Origin of the sequence: Pseudoxanthomonas sp. F37, from assembly GCF_022965755.1 — a bacterium.
GTDB lineage: Bacteria > Pseudomonadota > Gammaproteobacteria > Xanthomonadales > Xanthomonadaceae > Pseudoxanthomonas_A.
In genome coordinates, this window is sequence record NZ_CP095187.1 from 3624377 (window position 1) to 3640540 (window position 16164).

Here is a 16164-nt window from a genome sequence, read left to right on the forward strand (position 1 = left end):
CGGGGGGGCGACCCTCGGGATGGCGAGAAGACATCACCGCTCGTGCGGTGCGGTTCCGGTACCGATGCCGGTATCGGAAGTGCGCGAAGTCTCTATTGCGATGGTGCGGGCATCAATGACGACGGCTCACCCAAACTCACCGTTTCTCACGGGAAGGGAGCGTCAGGGCGCGAACACGTAGCCCATTCCACGCACGGCGCGCAGCGGCAGCGGCTGCGAAAAACGGCTGTTGACCTTGCCGCGAAGACGGTGGACCAGGACGTCAAGGCGGTGAGGATCGAAATCCCATGGCTGATCGGTCAGCGCTTCGATCAGGGCCGCTCTCGATACGGGCGTGCCGGGCTGCTCCAGAAGCCGGGCAAGGATCGTGCGTTCTGCCTCGCTGAGGGCCAGCGTCCCGGCACCGGGCCCATGCAGGGTCCAGCCCGCGTCGGACAAGGACCAGCCGGGTGCACGCGGATCATCCGCAGGCGCATCGTTCGTCGCAGGCGCCAGGCGGCGGTAGAGATTGGCGACGGCCACGGCCAGCACGTCGTAATCGATGGGTTTGGTGAGGAAAAGATCGGCGCCCATCGCCAGGCTCTGCGCCATGAGTTTCCTGCCGCCGCGACCGGTCAGCAGGATGATGCCCACCGAGTCGAGCTGCCGCAGGTGCGAGGCCGCCCCCAGCCCGCTCTCGCCGGGCAGGCCGATGTCCAGCACGACAATGTCCAGCGCCTGGACACTCATGTGGCGGTACAGGGCTTCCGCGCTCGCCAGCCCTACAACGTCGTAGCCGCGCTCGGTCAGTTCCCCGACGATCAGGGCGCGCAGTTCGTCCTCGTCTTCGACGACGGCGACGCGTGGAGACAGCAGATCGGGTGGGCTCATGAGAGGGTGGTCGGCGGCTCCGGTATAGCGTAACTCACATTTCGTGTGTTATGGCCGTCACAGTTCCAGACCCGATCGCTTCACCGGCAGCGGGTACCCGTCTGCGCCCTCTGCCTTGCGGCGAGGCCCGCCAGGGCGGGCCGGCGCAGCGGTGGACGGCATCCCCACGCCAGCGGCCCTGGCCGACAGGGAGGACATGACGGCTCCTGCGCCGGGCCCGAGGCTCCCGGAACGGGAGCCTCTTGACGTCCACCCCGTCAGAAGCGGTAGCTGAGGCCCAGGTTGAGCGAGCGACCATAACGGTAGTAGCCCTGCGACAGCAACGGATTGCCGTTGATGCTGTAGGTCTGCGCTTCGTCCAGCAGGTTCTGGCCTTCCAGCGACACGCTGAAGCGATCGTTGAACTTATAGGAGACATGCGCGGTGAGCCAGGTGATGGCATCGGCCTGTTCGTTGTAGCCCTCGCCCAGCACGTTGATGGCGGTGACGAAGCCATCGGTGCGATCGGCGGTGGCACCGAGCGACCACGGGCCCTTCTCGTACATCACGCCCAGCGAGTACACCGACGGCGCGATCCCTTCCAGGGGCCGCTCCTGGTCGCCCACAAAGCTCTTGGACCAGTTGCGCGTGTACTGCGCGCGGAAACCCAGCCCGTTCTCCCAGAAGTGCTGCAGGCCCGCTTCGATGCCGCGCACCTTGGCGTAGTCGCCGTTGATGGGGCGCTGGACATTGAACAGCGTCGGCCCGGTGGTGATCGGGTTGCCGTCCGCATCCACGATCGGGCCCACGCCGATATCCTGCCCCGGCTCCCAGCTGGTGGTGATCTGGTTTTCGATGCGCTTGTAGAACACCGCCACGTTGAAGATCGAATTCTCGCTGAAATACCACTCCAGTGAGGCGTCGCCCTGTTTGGCGGTGTACGGTTTCAGGTCCACGTTGCCGCCGTAGATCTGGGTGAACTCACCCCACGAGACACTGGCCGTGGTGTTGGTGGGCGCCAGCTTGTCGACCGGCGGCCGCGCCATCGTCTTCGCCGCGCCGAGACGCAGTTGCAGATCGTCGTTGAAGCGCCAGGTGAAGTTGCCCGATGGCAGCACATAGCGGTAGTCGCCGTCCTGGCGGATCGCGCTCGGCTCGGCGTAGTCGGCGGTGTAGTTGAACGCGCCGTTCTCGGTGATGCTCAGGATCCGGGCATCCCACGCCTCGGAGGTGGTCTTGGTCTTGACCAGGCGCACGCCCACGTCCGCGCTCCATCGTTCGCCCGACAGGTCGGCCTGAACATAGAACGCCGTGGTCTTTTCGGTGACGCGGTAGCTTTCCAGCGGATTCCATTGAGGGGCCGCGTTGCCGAAATCGTAAGTCCCGCCGCCGGGACGCGCGTTGCCGTCGTACGCGGCCAGCGCCCGCAGGTAGTTCGGCACATCGAACGCGAGGAAGGTGCGGGGGAAGCTGGAATGCACGCCACTCATGAAGTTCGGCAGCGAAAACGCGTGCGCCAGCACATTGCCATCGAGCGCCCCCACGTTGATCGCGTTGTCGCCGGAGTAGTAGTCCGCGCCACCGTTGAGCGTGTTGTTGATCAGGTCGCGCGACTTCTTGCGGTCGGTGCCGGTGACACCGAAATGCAGGTTGTCCAGCCCGAAGCGGCCGACGAACAGCTTGCCGCCCAACGCTCCACCGGTGATCTCGTCGACGATGTTGTCGCCGCGCAGCTCCATGTAGTGCGTATTGAAGTCGGAACCGCCGAACTGGCCGTTGGCCAGGCCGCTGGCCAGCTCGCGCCCGTCGTCGAAGACGGCGGTGACGTTGGGCACCGCACCGCCGCCCAGTTCGATGCGGGCGACGTTGGGCTGGTTCATGCGCAGCACCACGTAGGTGTCCTGCCCGCCGGAGTAGCGCTTGGAGGTGGAGCGGTATACGTCGCCGGCAAGCGACAGGTCGTCGTTGACCTTCCACTCGGCATTGGCGCCGTACAGATCGGTGTCGACCACGCGGTGCTCGGTCATGTTCAGCAGTTCCGGATTCAGGCGCAGCTCCGGATCGGGGTTGTCCATGGTGAAGCCGGTGACGATGCCGTCCTGGATGGTCATGTCCGACCAGCGTCCGGGCGCGAACAGCGGATAGTACGATTGCTGGTAGCCCACCTGCGGCGAATCCAGCCGCGTCTTCAGGCCGTCGATCGTCAGCCTGAAACGGTCGTTCGGGCGCCATTCGATCTTGCCCGACAGGGCGCGGCGCTTCTTCTCCTCCAGGATCGAACCCACGCGGAACTGCCCTGGGCCGATCAGGCCGTACTCGTCCTGGTCCAGTACGCCATTGCCGTTGGGATCGATCGCGCCCCCCCAGGTGTTGCCCCACAGCCAGCTTTCGTCGTTGGGGTCTGCGTTGCGGCTCCAGCCGCCGTCGTTGCCGGCGATATCGGTACGGTCTTTCCGCTTGGCGTACACCAGGCCGAACAGCACGCCGACCGTGTCGTCGGCGAAGGTGTTGCTGTAGGTCGCCGACAGTTTCTGTCCGTTGAGCCTGGACATGAGGTTGCGATCCCCTTCCAGCCTGACGATGCCCTGCTGGCCCTTCTGGTCGAAGGGGCTGGCCGAGCGCAGGTTGATCAGGCCGCCGATGGCCCCTTCCGACAGCGACGCCTGCGCGCCCTTGATGACGTCGGCGCCATTGATCACGTCGGCCGGCAGCACGTCGTAGGCGAAATCGCGGCCCGCGCCATCGGTGGCCAGGATGCGGCCATTGAACGTGGTCAGCGTGTACTCCGGACCCAGGCCGCGCACACTGACCTTCTGGCCTTCACCGCCGGCGGTACGCGAGATGGAGACGCCGGTGATGTGGCTCAACGAGTCGGCCACGTTGTCGTCGGGGAACTTGCCCAGTTCCAATGCACTGATCGAGTCCTGCACGGTGCCGGCATCGCGCTTGAGTTCGATGGCGCGCGCCAGGCTGCCGCGCACGCCGGTGACGACCACGGTATCCAACGTGGAAGGTTCGCCCTGGTCCTGCCCGGCCGGCGCCTGGGCCGCGGGATCGGCCTCCGCCTGCTGGGCCGCCGCGCCGACCGGCGCTGCGAGGGCCAGGGCAACGCTACAAAAGAGCAAGTTCCGGTGCAGCCGCGCGGTCTTCATGGGTCTCTCCTCAGAAGGTGGCAGTTATGTTACGCAACCAAACGAAACCGAGCCTATAGCATGTTTCGTTTTGTATCAATAGCGAAATTTAACGAAATAATCCATACTGTCCGCGCTACAAGGAGGTCCCATGTCCGTTACCCGTGATACCAGCCAACGCCGCCTGCAGATCAGCGAGCTCGTGCGACAGCACGGCAGCGTCCAGGTGGCCTCGCTCGCCCGCCGTTTCGGAGTGAGCATGCAGACGGTCAGGAAGGACCTGCGTTACCTGGCCGAGCGCGGCGTGATGGCCCGGGCGTATGGCGGGGCGATCGACAGCAGCGTCGTCGGCACTGGCCCGGCCACCGAGCCGCACTACGAAGCCAAGCGCACGTCCCACCTGGATGAGAAGCGCCGCATCGGGCAGCGCGCGGCCGCGCTGGTCAAGGCGGGCGACACCATCGCCATCGATTCGGGCACCACGGCGATCCAACTGGCCGAATCGCTGCCGAACATCGACGTGACCGTGGTGACCAACGACTTCGGCGTACTCGGCGCGCTGGCCCCGAAGAACAACATCAACATCGTCATGCTGGGCGGCGAACTGCGCCGCAAGAACATGGCGTTTTACGGCGGCCTGACGGTGGAGGCGCTGGATGCCCTGCACGTGGACATGCTGTTCCTGGGCGTGGACGGCTTCGACCTGGAGCGCGGCATCACCACGCACTACGAGCCGGAGGCGATGCTCAACCGCAAGATGGTCGAGGCCGCACGCGTCGTGGTGGCGATCACCGACAGCTCCAAGTTCGGCAAGATCTGCCTGCACCGCATCATCCCCATCGCCGAGCTCAACATGCTGATCACGGACCGCAGCGCGCCCGAGGACATCGTCCAAGCGAGCGAGCACCTGGGCTTCGAGCTGATCCTCGCCTAGTCCGGGCTCGCGGTCCGGAACACGCGCACCGCGTTGCGGTAATACACCTTGTCGATCACCTCGCGTGGCAGTGCCAGGCCGGGAACATCGGCATCCAGCGTGTCCACGCGCTGTCTCTCGCCCGTGGCCAGGTAGCGCCAATCGGCCGTCCAGACCGCATGCGCCGACGCCCGGAACTCGGCGGGGTCGGTATCCGGATTGACGGTCAGGTCGGTGCCGTAGAGCAGCCGGTCCTGGTAGCGGATGAAGAATGAGCGCACCTTCTCGCGGTCGCGCAACGATTGGTACTGCACCTGGCTCATCCGCGCGGCGAGGTCGACGGTGGCGGCCGGGAAACGATCCAGGAACGCAGCAAGACGGTCCACGTCGTACTCGAGGCTGCCCATGTGCGCACCGACAAAGCGCAGCCGCGGGTGCGCCGCCAGGAAGCGGTCCCGGGCCGCGATCTGGTCGTCGTAGCTGGGCTGCTCTGGATGCAGGTACATGTGGTACTGCGGATGGTTCCGGAAGTACTCGCGATCGTTGTCGGTGGTCATCCGCTCCAGCGGCAGCCAGCAGTTGTGCGGCTCGCCCTGGTGACCGATCAGCACCAGCCCCAGCGACCGCACCTGCTCGGCGACCGGCGACAGGCCCGGGTGATCGAGCATGATCAAGCGACCCTCGGCGTCCTTCTCGATCATGCCGACGTTCTTCCATATCTTCACCGCGCGCGCACCTTCAGCTTTCGCCCCGGCCAGGCCGGCGTTGACGCGATCGGCCCAGCCCGGCGTGCCGAATCCGTCCATCGAGAACGTCGTTGCCCAGTGCAGTCTCGCCGGATCGGCCTTGGCCAGCGCGATGGCCGCCGCACGCTGGTCGGCGATGCTCGGGAAATCCGGATAGTCCACGTTGATGGACATCAGTTCGAAGCCGTCTTCACGCGCCTGCTGCAGGAACGCCGGATGGTCGACGTTGGCATGCACGTGCGCATCGAACTTGGGGACGCGCCTGAAATCGTCCATCCCATAAGCGTTCGACGCCGACATCGAGTGCGCCACCCCGGCACCCGTCCAGCCCACCAACGCCGCCAGGACCACCCCCCGCCATGCCTTGCCCATCACGCCACCTGCACCGTAACGAAACCTGAAACGAAACATATCGCAACAAAACTGTTGCATCAACTGTCCGACCTCGCGCACAATCGGTCGCACCTCAACCGGAAAGCCGTCCATGCCCCCTCTTGGTCGCCGCGCCGTCTTGAAGCTTGCCGTCGGCAGCACCGCCCTGGCCGCCCTGCCCTGGATGCCCGGCCGCGCCCTGGCGGTCGGCGGCACCGCCATGACGGCCCAGGATGCCCTGCTTTCGCTGCAGTTCGACCGCGCGCTGCGCACGCGCGTCGCCTACAAGGGCAAGGCCCTGACCCCGTTCCAGGCCAGCGAGGTGCTGCTGCTGGAGGACGGCGGCGCCATCGATACCTTCGCCTTCAGCAGCGAAGACCGGCAGCCCGTGACCGACGCGCGCCACGGCGCCGGCCTGCGCCATGTCTTTACCGGCGTGTCGGAACAGGGCATCGAGAAGCAGGTGGCGGTGACGTTCTTCGAACATTCGCCCGGGCTCGCGCTGATCCAGGTGCGTTACCGCAACGCCGGCACGCAGCCGGTCGGGGTGGCGGGCTGGCGCTCGGCCGCCCACGAACTGGGCGACGCCCCGGGCGGCTTCTGGAGTTTCTCCGGCACCACGCACGAGGACCGCCGCGACTGGGTACAGCCACTCGGCGACGACTTCGACCAGCGCAATACGCTGGGCATGGATGCGTCGGATTACGGCGGCGGGACGCCGGTCGCCAACATCTGGCGTCGCGATGTCGGCCTGGCCGTGGGCCACGTCGAAGCGGTGCCTCGCCAGCTAGACCTGCCGGTACGCAAAACCGCCAAGGGCGCCAGCATCGCCGTGGAAGGCAGGCAGGCCATCACGCTCGCGCCCGGACAGGCGCTGGCCACCGAGCGTACGTTCCTGTGCGCCCATACCGGCGACCACTTCGCGCCGCTGGTGCTGTATCGCGACTTCATGAAGGCCGAAGGCATCGCGGCGCCCAAGGCGCCGACGTCGGCCTTCGAATCCACGTGGTGTGCATGGGGCTATGAGCGCGACTTCACCGTGGAACAGATCCTGGCCACGCTGCCGAAGGTGCGCGAGGTCGGCTTCCAGTGGGCCGTCCTGGACGACGGCTGGCAGACCAACGAGGGCGACTGGCAGATCGACCGGCGCAAGTTCCCGCGCGGCGACGAGGACATGCGTGCCTTCGTGAAGGCGGTGCGCGCCGAAGGTCTGCGCCCGCGCCTGTGGCTGGCACCCCTGGCCGCCGACCCCGGCAGCGAGGTGTTGTACAGGCACAGCGACATGCTGCTGCTGGACGAATACGGCGCCTTCCAGAAGGTCAGCTGGTGGAATGCGCTGACCCAGTGCCCGGCTTACCAGCCCACCATCGATTACTACGTCGCCCTGGTGAAGAAGGCGATCGGCGATTGGGGGTTCGAGGGCATCAAGCTGGACGGCCAGCACCTGAACGCGGTCGCGCCCTGCTACAACCCCGCGCACAAGCATGCCAGCACCCTGGATTCCTGCGAGAAGCTGCCGGACTTCTGGAATGCGATCTACCAGGCTGCGCACGATGCCAATCCCCAGGCCGTGGTGGAACTGTGCCCCTGCGGCACGGCGTTCGCCTTCCACAACCTGCCGGCGACCGACCAGTTCCCCTCCTCCGATCCGCTGTCGTCGTGGCAGGTGCGCAGCAAGGGCAAGAGCGTCAAGGCGTTGATGGGTGGCGGCAGCAGTTATGCCGGCGACCATGTGGAGCTGGCCGACGGCCGCGACGATTTCGCCTCCAGCGTGGGCATCGGCGCGGTGATCTCGTCCAAGTTCACCTGGCCGCGCGATACGCAGAACCCGACCGCACCGCTGCCCGAGGGCGGCTATGTGCTGACGCCGGAAAAAGAGGTGCTGTGGAAGAAGTGGGTGGCCCTGTACCGCACCCACATGCTGCCGCTGGGCGACTACCGCGGCGATCTGTACGACATCGGCTTCGACGCGCCCGAAACGCACGCCATCGCCAAGGACGGCGCCATGTACTACGCCTTCTACGCGAAGGAATGGAACGGTACGCTGGAGCTGCGGGGCCTGGGCGAAGGACGGTACCGCGTGCGCGACCTGTTCAACGACAGAGACCTCGGCACCGTCGACGCGAAAGCGAACACGCTGCGCGCGGGCTTCGACCGTTTCCTGCTGCTGCGGGCCACGCCGGAGACGGCCGCATGAGCACCGTGCAGACCGCGCCGCGCCGCCGCTGGCTGGCCTATGCCTTGACCACCGTCGCCCTGTGGGGCGTCTGGGGCGCGTTGGCCGGCCTGTCGGCGCAGCGGGGTTTCCCGGACACGCTGGTGTACTGCGTTTGGGCCCTGACGATGGTGCCGCCGGCCCTGTTCATCCTGTGGCGCGCGAACTGGCGGCTGGACCGTTCGCCACGCGCCATGGCCTATGGCATGGCCATCGGCCTGCTGGGCGCCGGTGGCCAGATGCTGCTGTTCAAGGCGCTCACCCTCGGTCCGGCCTATTTCATCTTCCCGATCATTTCGCTGTCGCCGGTGATCACCATCGCGTTGTCATTCGTACTGCTGCGTGAGCGCACCGGCTGGATGGGCGCGACCGGCATCGCCCTGGCGTTGATCGCCCTGCCGTTGCTGGACCTGTCCTTCGGCGCGGGTAGCCCACAGGGGCTGGGCTGGTTCGCCCTGGCGCTGATCATCATGGCCGCCTGGGGCATCCAGGCCTACTTCATGAAGCTGGCCAACCACACGGTGAGCGCGGAAAGCATCTTCTTCTACATGATGGTCGGCGCGCTGCTGCTGACGCCGGTGGCCTGGCTGATGACCGACTGGAGCCAGCCGATCAACATCGGCCTCGACGGTCCATGGATGACGGCGGCGATCCAGGTACTGAATGCCGTCGGTGCTCTGATGCTGGTTTACGCCTTCCGCTATGGCAAGGCGATCGTCGTGGCCCCGCTGACCAACGCGGGCGCGCCGCTGGTGACCGCGGCCCTGTCGCTGGTGTTCGCCAGCGTGGTGCCCGGTCCGCTGAAGATGGCGGGACTTGCCCTGGCGCTGGTGGCCTCGCTGCTGCTGGTGCTGGAACCCGAACGCGCCCCCGCCGCGCACGACGCCTGACCGGAACGCACGCATGCACGCCCTGCTCGACCTCGTCGCACGCCACAAGCAAGGCCACGCCCTCGGCGTGACTTCGGTCTGCTCCGCACATCCGATCGTGATCGAAGCCACGCTGCGCCACGCCATGGCTAAAGCATCGACGCTCGTACTGTTCGAGGCGACCTGCAACCAGGTCAACCAGGACGGCGGTTACACCGGCATGACACCGGCGGATTTCGTCGCCTTCGTCCACGGCATCGCCGAACGCGTCGGTTTCGATAGCGCGCGCATCGCGCTGGGCGGCGACCACCTGGGCCCGAATCCATGGACCACGCTGGACGCGGGCGCCGCGATGGACAAGGCCGAGGTGATGGTGGCGGCCTATGTCGCCGCCGGCTTCCGCAAGATCCACCTCGACTGCTCGATGGCCTGCTCTGGCGATCCCACGCCGGTGCCGGAAAGCGAGATCGTCCGCCGCGCCGTGCGCCTCTGCCGCGCCGCGGAAGCCGCCTACGGGATGGCCGGCGGCGAGCCGCCGGTATACGTGATCGGTACGGAAGTGCCGGTGCCTGGCGGCGCCACCGAAGCGATCGAAGGACTGGAAACCACCACGCCGGCCGCCGCACGCGCGACCATCGAGGCGCATCGCGAGGCCTTCCACGCCGCAGGCCTGCAGCGCGCCTGGGAACGTGTCATCGCCTCGGTCGTACAGCCGGGCGTCGAGTTCGACCACCACGAGGTGATCGACTACCTGCCGCAGAAGGCGCGCGCACTGAGCGAGGCCATCGTGCCGATGCCGGGCATGGTGTACGAAGCGCATTCCACCGACTACCAGACACGCGAAGCGCTGCAGGCGCTGGTGCGGGACCATTTCGCCATCCTCAAGGTCGGCCCTGGCCTGACATTCGCATTGCGCGAGGCCCTGTGGGCGCTGGACGCGATCGAGCGCGAATGGATCGCTCCGGAAGCACGTGCCAACCTGCGCGAGGTCGCCATCAGGCGCTTGCACGAGCACCCCCTCCACTGGCGTCGCTACTACCACGGCGACGGGCGCGCGCTGGACATCGACCTGCAGTACAGCCTCAGCGACCGGATCCGCTATTACTGGCCGGATCCGGTGATCGAACAGGCGCGCGCCCGCCTGTTCGCCAACCTGCGCAACACGCCACCGCCGCTTCCGCTGGTCAGCCAACACCTCCCCCATGCATTGCATGCCCTCCGCCACGGCCGCGCGACACTCGATCCGCAGTCGCTGGCCATGGCGCATGTCAGTGCCGTCCTGGACGACTACCACCATGCCTGCCATCCCCATGAAGACCGCTGACCCTCTCGGCATACCCGAATCCGACCTGCTCGCCGGCGGCGCGCTATGGACCGCGCGCGAGATCGAACAGCAACCGGCCATGCTGGTGCGCACGCACACGCTGCTCGCCGGACTGCAGGCGCAGATCGATGCCTTCATCGGCCCGGTCGCGCAGGATGCGCGTGCGCGCGTCATCCTCACCGGCGCCGGGACGTCCGCCTACATCGGCCAGTGCCTCGCCCCCCTGCTCGACCGTCGCCTCCCGGCCCGGGTGGATGCGGTGCCGACCACCGACATCGTGAGCGCACCGCACCTCTACCTCGATCCCGCACAGCCCCTGCTGCTGGTTTCGTTCGGCCGCTCGGGCAACAGCCCGGAGAGCCTTGCCACGGTCGCGCTGGTTGAATCCATGGTCGCCGACGTGCGCCACCTGGTGGTGACCTGCAATCCGGAGGGCGCGCTCGGACGTGCACCGGCCCGCCACCTGCTGACGCTGCAGTTGCCGGAAGAAACGCACGATGCCAGCTTCGCCATGACATCCAGCTTCAGCTGCATGATGTACGCCACGCTCGCCGCCTGCGTGGGCGCCTCCCGGCTGGCGTCGCGCGTCCAGCCCATCAGCCAGGCCACTGCGCAGACCATCGATGGCGCCGGCGCGACCACCCAGGCGCTGGCGCTGGCCGGGTATGAGCGCGTGGTCTACCTTGGCAGCGGCGTGATGCAGGGCCTGGCGCGCGAGGCGGCGCTGAAGCTGGGCGAGCTGAGCAACGGCGCCGTCGCCACCTGCTACGACTCGCCGCTGGGCTTCCGCCACGGCCCCAAGACGTTCCTGCAGGCGCGCACGCTGGTGGTCGTCTTCGTGTCCAATGATCCCCTCACGCGCAAGTACGACCACGACCTGATCGACGAGCTGCGCCAGGACCGGGTGGCGGGCCGCGTCATCGAGGTGAGCGCGCAACCGCGTGCCGAAGCCGGCGGCGATACCATCGCGGTGCCGCTCCTCGCCGAGGCAGCCGATGTCGATCTGCTCTGGCCCTACGTGACCGTCGCCCAGATGTTCGCCTTCCATATGTCCCGTGCCCTGGGCCTTTCGCCCGACAACCCGAACAAGCAGGGCACGGTGAATCGCGTCGTGCAGGGCGTCCGGCTGCACACGGTGCCATGAACCCACGTTTCTACCTGGGCGTCGACGGCGGCGGCACGAAGACGCGGTTCGCCCTGATGGGCGACGCCGGCCAGCTGGTCGGGCAGGCCCAGACGGGGACCACCTACCACCCCGAAGTCGGCCTGGACGGCGTTGCCAGGATCCTGGCCGATGGCATCGCCCTGGTGCTCGAACAGGCAGGCCTGCACGACGCGCATGCCATCGAGTACGCCTTCTTCGGCCTGCCGGCGCATGGCGAAGACCCGATCGCGACTGCACGCCTGGATGCGATCCCCGCGCGGTTGCTGGGCCATGGACGCTATCGCTGCGACAACGACATGGTGTGCGGCTGGGCAGGATCGTTGGCCTGCGCGGACGGCATCAACATCGTCGCCGGCACGGGTTCGATCGGCTATGGCCAGCGCGGCGGCGTGGGTGCCCGCGGGGGCGGCTGGGGGGAGGCGTTCTCCGACGAGGGCTCCGCCTACTGGATCGCCGTGCAGGGCTTGAATGCCTACTCGCGGATGAGTGATGGGCGCTTGCCGAAGGGCGCGTTGCACGCCCTGATCAACCAGCGACTGGACCTTGCGACGGATCTGGACCTCTGCGCACGCATCTATGGGCCGAACGCCGGCTCGCGGGCCGACATCGCGCAGATCTCACGCATCGTCGCCGAGGCCGCGCGGGCGGGCGATACCGCCTCGCAAGACATATACGACCGCGCAGGCCTTGAACTGGCCCGGATCGTCATCGCGATCCGCGACCGTCTGGGCTTCATGGAGAGCGAAACCGTTCCCGTGTCGTACTCGGGGGGCGCCTTCAGCAGCGGCGACCTGCTGCTGCACCCCTTCGCCTCCGCCCTTCGAGCGGCGTCATCCTCCTTCGATCTCCGCACGCCATGCCACGACCCGCACTACGGCGCGGCGCTCTACGCGAAACTACTTTCCGGCGTGGTGGGCCCACCAGGACTCGAACCTGGAACCAAAGGATTATGAGTCCTCTGCTCTAACCATTGAGCTATAGGCCCGTTGTGCCGGAATTGTACCGGATGGGGCCAGGTCGATCGCGGGGTCGGCGGGGGCACCGCGCAGCTGCAGGGCGCGCGCGACGACGGGCGGCGGCGAAGTCTCTTCGGGCGTGCGCAACCATCCGTGCGCGCGCAGGTACTGGCCCGCGGACGCGGACGATGCAAGCAGGTTGATCGGCACCGACAGCACCATGCCCAGCACCACCGGCGCCATCCAGGCGGCCAGCGCCGGCGACACCAGGTACGCGAGCACGCCGGCGAACGCACCGACCAGCGTCAGGCCCGCATACCGGCGCAGCAGACTGCCCAGCGGCACACTGCCGTCGTCGCGGCGCTGCGTTTCCCAGCCCGAGTCGCGCCCGGCCAGCACCTCGGCGACGCCACGCGACTGCACGTACATGGTGACCGGCGCCATCAATGCCGCCATCACCGTCTCCAGCAGCGCGCTGCCGACGATGCGTACCGCGCCACCGCATGCACGGCGCAGGGCGGGATCGGACAGCGTGGCCAGGCAGCCCATGGCCTTGGGCGCCAGCAGCACCGCCATCGTGAAGTAGAAGACCCACAGGACCCGCTCCGGGTCGCCCCCGCGCCAGTACAGCGCGGGCGTGAATCCCTCCAGTTGCAGCTGGCCCAGGTTGAAGCCGGCCTGCTGCAGCGGAATGGCCAGGCCCACCAGCATGAGCATGGCCCACATCGGTGCGGTGAAGTAGTGGCCGATGCCCACCAGCAGGTGCAGCCGGCTGACCCAGTGCAGGCCGCGCGCCGGCAGCACCGCGCCATGCTGAAGATTGCCCTGGCACCAGCGCCGGTCGCGCACCAGCATGTCGGTCAGCGATGGCGGACCTTCCTCGTAGCTGCCCTGCAGGCCGGGCACCATGTGCACGGCCCAGCCACCCCGGCGCAGCAGCGCGGCCTCGACGAAGTCGTGGCTCAGCACGGCGCCGGCGAACGGCTTGCCGCCGCCCAGGTGCGGCAGGCCCGCGTGCGCGGCGAAGGCCGCCGTGCGGATCAGCGCATTGTGGCCCCAGTAATTGCCCTCGGCGCCGTGCCACCATGCCACGCCCTGGGCGACGACGGGGCCGTAGACGCGGGCCGCGAACTGCTGCATGCGCGCGAAGAAGGTGCGCCCGTTGACGATCATAGGCAGCGTCTGCAGCAGGGCCAGCTGCGGATGCTTCTCCATGGCCGAAACCAGGCGCACGAGCGTGTCGCCGGTCATCAGGCTGTCGGCGTCCAGGATCAGCATGTGCGGATAGGCGGCGCCGAACCGGCGTACCCACTCGGCGATGTTGCCCGCCTTGCGCTCGGTGTTGTCCTCACGGCGCCGGTAGTACACCCGCGCCGTCGGGCCCAGCCGGCGTTTCAACTCCAGGACCGCGCGCACCTCCTCCTGCCTGACCTGCGCCCGGGTGGTGTCGCTGAGCACGAAGAAGTCGAAACGATCCAGCTGCCCCGTGCCCGCCAGCGATTCGTGCATCGCCCGCAGCCCTGCCAGCAGACGATGGGGATCTTCGTTGTAGGTGGGCAGAAGCAGCGCCGTGCGCGTCGCTAGCGCGGGCAGCGGCGCCTCGGGATCCATGCCTAACGGCATCGCGCGACGCGACACCACCTGGATGAAGCCGGCCAGCGCGCTGGAGAAGGCCAGCGCGACCCATGCGAACAGCGCCACGAACAGCAGCAGCACCACGCCTTCCAGCACGTCGATGCCACCGCCCCGCAACACCCACCAGATCTGGTAGGTCGCCAGCAGCGTGAGCGATGCCGCGCCACCGATCACCACCGCGCGGCGTCCGCCGATGTCGCGGGGCGAGGTGGGCAACCGGCGCGTGGACAAGCGGCCCGCGGCCAGATCCTGCACCGGCATGGCGAGCGGCGACTCGGGGGGCAGCCACGACTGCGATGCGGAGACGTCGTCGGTAGGGGAGTGGCTCATGCTCAGGTGCTCCAGCGGTACAGCCAGGTTTCGGACAGCGGCACGTGCCCCTCCAGCACGCGCGCATGCAGTTCGACATCGCGTCCGTCGGCGGTGTCGGCCTGGGGGCGGAACTCGAAGCTCAGCCGCCAGCCCTGCGTCTCCGGGTTGGGATACACGACCGCACCGCTCACTTCGCCGCGCGCCGCCCAGACATCGGGCTTCAACGTCGCCTCGCGCGGCATCGAGGCCAGGCGGCCGCCCTCCAGGTCGATCACGACCAGCCGGCGCGCCGGATCGGGCGCGGCGCCGATGCGCGTGTCGCTGACGATGGCCAGGCCGTCCTTCCAGCGGTGCATGTCGCACCAATGCATGCGGTAGTCGAAGCGGTGCTCGCGGCCGGCGCGCAACGGGCGCTCGGGCCGCCAGAACGCGACGATGTTGTCGTGGTACTCGTCGCCGGTGGGAATCTCCACCAGCGTCACCGCGCCCTTGCCCCAGTCGCCCAGGGGTTCGATCCACAGGCTGGGGCGCTGGTGGTAGCGCGCCTCGATGTCGGCATAGTCGCCGAAGCCGCGCTTGCGCTGCATCAGGCCGAAGCCGCGCGGATGCATGTCCATGAAGGCGCTGGCCTGCACCCGCGGCGGGTTGCTGAGCGGGCGCCATATCTGGTCGCCGTGGCCGTTGAAGATCGCCAAGCCATCGGAATCGTGCACGGCGGGACGGTAGTCGTCGGTGCCCACGCGATCGCCGGCATCGAACTCGAACATGCTGGTCAGGGGCGCGATGCCGGCGCGCGCCAGATCCACGCGCGGGTACAGCCTGGACCGCACGTCGATCACGGTCTCGGCGCCGGGCTTCATGTCGAAGCGGAACGCACCGGCCACGCTGGGGCTGTCGAGCAGGGCATGCACGACCAGGTGATCCGCCCCGGGTGCCGGCTGTTCGATCCAGAACGCGCGGAAGACCGGGAACTCCTCGGCGCCGGCATCGCCACTGCCCAGCGCGAGTCCGCGCGCGGAAAGGCCATAGGCGTGTCCCCTGCCCAGCGCGCGGAAGTAGCTGGCGCCCAGGAAGGCGACCAGTTCGTCGTAGACGCCGGGCGAGTTGAGCGGCGTATGCACGCGGAAGCCCGCAAAGCCCAGATCGCCGGCGAGTTCGGGCTTGGTTCCCGGCGGGAACGAGAACAGTTCCGGCGCATACGCGATGGGCGTCGCACGGCCTTGGTCCACGCGGTACAGCTCGACGCGCTGCTTGAACAGGAAGCCGCGGTGGAACATCTGCAACTGGAACGGCAGGCCCTGCTTGCGCCAGATCGCCTGCTGCGGATCGAAGCGCAGGTCGCGGTACGCGTCGTAGCCGGTGTCCAGCGAGGCGGGCAGCGTCTGGTCCGGTGCGCGATAGGGTTGCCTGGCGAGCGAGCGCGCCAGGGCTGGAACCGTTTCCACCGTGAAGCGTGTCGAAGTCGTGCCGGCGTCTGCCGATGTCGTCGCCTGCGCCAGCACACGGGGCATGCCGCCCAGCAGTGCCATGGCGAGCGCGCTCCTGAGTGCGTCCCGTCGCTGCACGCGGTTCTCTGACCGTGGTGAAGCGCACAGTGTAGAGCGCGTGATGTGAGGACCATGACAAGGCGCGCCGCATGCGGGCCACATCGATGCACCAAAAACATGCGGCGCGCAT

Annotated in this window: 11 protein-coding genes and 1 tRNA gene; 6 read left to right on the plus strand and 6 right to left on the minus strand. The window is 67.7% G+C overall.

All coding sequences use genetic code 11. The features are described from left to right. Positions 1-162 precede the first annotated feature (162 nt). Entirely contained in the window at positions 163-870 is a 708-nt protein-coding gene (locus MUU77_RS16905; RefSeq protein ID WP_245089320.1) for a response regulator transcription factor, read from the minus strand. A 257-nt stretch (positions 871-1127) separates the two neighbouring features. Beyond that, positions 1128-4001, minus strand: coding sequence for a TonB-dependent receptor (locus tag MUU77_RS16910; RefSeq protein WP_245089322.1), 2874 nt, complete (start codon positions 3999-4001; stop codon positions 1128-1130). A 130-nt stretch (positions 4002-4131) separates the two neighbouring features. Here MUU77_RS16910 and agaR point away from each other — a divergent pair, with 130 nt between their 5' ends. Further along, entirely contained in the window at positions 4132-4914 is a 783-nt protein-coding gene (agaR, locus tag MUU77_RS16915) for a transcriptional repressor AgaR (RefSeq protein WP_245089324.1), read from the plus strand. On the opposite strand, the gene MUU77_RS16920 is transcribed toward agaR, so the two are convergent. Continuing rightward, the gene (locus MUU77_RS16920; RefSeq protein WP_245089326.1) at positions 4911-6011 is read right to left on the minus strand and encodes an amidohydrolase family protein; all 1101 of its coding nucleotides are present in this window, start codon (positions 6009-6011) and stop codon (positions 4911-4913) included. The two genes, agaR and MUU77_RS16920, sit on opposite strands and share 4 nt — an antisense overlap. A gap of 112 nt (positions 6012-6123) precedes the next feature. Between MUU77_RS16920 and MUU77_RS16925 the strand changes: the two genes are divergently transcribed. The 5 genes from MUU77_RS16925 to MUU77_RS16945 are packed head-to-tail and all read left to right on the plus strand — an operon-like array spanning position 6124 to position 12537. Further along, the gene (locus MUU77_RS16925) at positions 6124-8208 is read left to right on the plus strand and encodes a glycoside hydrolase family 36 protein (protein WP_245089329.1); all 2085 of its coding nucleotides are present in this window, start codon (positions 6124-6126) and stop codon (positions 8206-8208) included. Next, positions 8205-9116: a DMT family transporter gene (locus MUU77_RS16930; RefSeq protein ID WP_245089332.1), complete on the plus strand. Its 912-nt coding sequence runs from the start codon at positions 8205-8207 to the stop codon at positions 9114-9116. The genes MUU77_RS16925 and MUU77_RS16930 overlap by 4 nt, the downstream gene beginning before the upstream one ends. Positions 9117-9129: 13 nt before the next feature. Further along, positions 9130-10419, plus strand: coding sequence for a D-tagatose-bisphosphate aldolase, class II, non-catalytic subunit (locus MUU77_RS16935; RefSeq protein ID WP_245089336.1), 1290 nt, complete (start codon positions 9130-9132; stop codon positions 10417-10419). Beyond that, positions 10406-11563, plus strand: coding sequence for an SIS domain-containing protein (locus MUU77_RS16940; protein ID WP_245089390.1), 1158 nt, complete (start codon positions 10406-10408; stop codon positions 11561-11563). The genes MUU77_RS16935 and MUU77_RS16940 overlap by 14 nt, the downstream gene beginning before the upstream one ends. Positions 11564-11619: 56 nt before the next feature. Then, entirely contained in the window at positions 11620-12537 is a 918-nt protein-coding gene (locus MUU77_RS16945; protein WP_245094616.1) for a BadF/BadG/BcrA/BcrD ATPase family protein, read from the plus strand. Here MUU77_RS16945 and MUU77_RS16950 read toward each other — a convergent pair. The 3 genes from MUU77_RS16950 to MUU77_RS16960 form a co-directional block, all read right to left on the minus strand. Then, positions 12494-12569, minus strand: a tRNA-Ile gene (locus MUU77_RS16950). The two genes, MUU77_RS16945 and MUU77_RS16950, sit on opposite strands and share 44 nt — an antisense overlap. Beyond that, complete coding sequence (gene mdoH, locus MUU77_RS16955) at positions 12532-14505, minus strand: glucans biosynthesis glucosyltransferase MdoH (RefSeq protein ID WP_245094619.1); 1974 nt, start codon at positions 14503-14505, stop codon at positions 12532-12534. The genes MUU77_RS16950 and mdoH overlap by 38 nt, the downstream gene beginning before the upstream one ends. A 2-nt stretch (positions 14506-14507) precedes the next feature. After that, positions 14508-16016 carry a glucan biosynthesis protein G gene (locus MUU77_RS16960; protein WP_245089393.1) on the minus strand — a complete coding sequence of 503 codons (1509 nt, stop codon included), beginning with the start codon at positions 16014-16016 and terminating at the stop codon, positions 14508-14510. Between the last annotated feature and the right edge of the window lie 148 nt (positions 16017-16164).

Excerpts from the sequence above, each read along its gene's own strand:
- MUU77_RS16960 (WP_245089393.1), bottom strand. The coding sequence starts at position 16,016 with ATGGCACTGCTGGGCGGCATGCCCCGTGTGCTGGCGCAGGCGACGACA.
- MUU77_RS16920 (WP_245089326.1), bottom strand. The coding sequence starts at position 6,011 with ATGGGCAAGGCATGGCGGGGGGTGGTCCTGGCGGCGTTGGTGGGCTGG.
- MUU77_RS16945 (WP_245094616.1), top strand. The coding sequence starts at position 11,620 with ATGGGCGACGCCGGCCAGCTGGTCGGGCAGGCCCAGACGGGGACCACC.
- MUU77_RS16940 (WP_245089390.1), top strand. The coding sequence starts at position 10,406 with ATGAAGACCGCTGACCCTCTCGGCATACCCGAATCCGACCTGCTCGCC.
- MUU77_RS16935 (WP_245089336.1), top strand. The coding sequence starts at position 9,130 with ATGCACGCCCTGCTCGACCTCGTCGCACGCCACAAGCAAGGCCACGCC.
- mdoH (WP_245094619.1), bottom strand. The coding sequence starts at position 14,505 with ATGAGCCACTCCCCTACCGACGACGTCTCCGCATCGCAGTCGTGGCTG.
- MUU77_RS16930 (WP_245089332.1), top strand. The coding sequence starts at position 8,205 with ATGAGCACCGTGCAGACCGCGCCGCGCCGCCGCTGGCTGGCCTATGCC.
- MUU77_RS16910 (WP_245089322.1), bottom strand. The coding sequence starts at position 4,001 with ATGAAGACCGCGCGGCTGCACCGGAACTTGCTCTTTTGTAGCGTTGCC.
- agaR (WP_245089324.1), top strand. The coding sequence starts at position 4,132 with ATGTCCGTTACCCGTGATACCAGCCAACGCCGCCTGCAGATCAGCGAG.
- MUU77_RS16905 (WP_245089320.1), bottom strand. The coding sequence starts at position 870 with ATGAGCCCACCCGATCTGCTGTCTCCACGCGTCGCCGTCGTCGAAGAC.
- MUU77_RS16925 (WP_245089329.1), top strand. The coding sequence starts at position 6,124 with ATGCCCCCTCTTGGTCGCCGCGCCGTCTTGAAGCTTGCCGTCGGCAGC.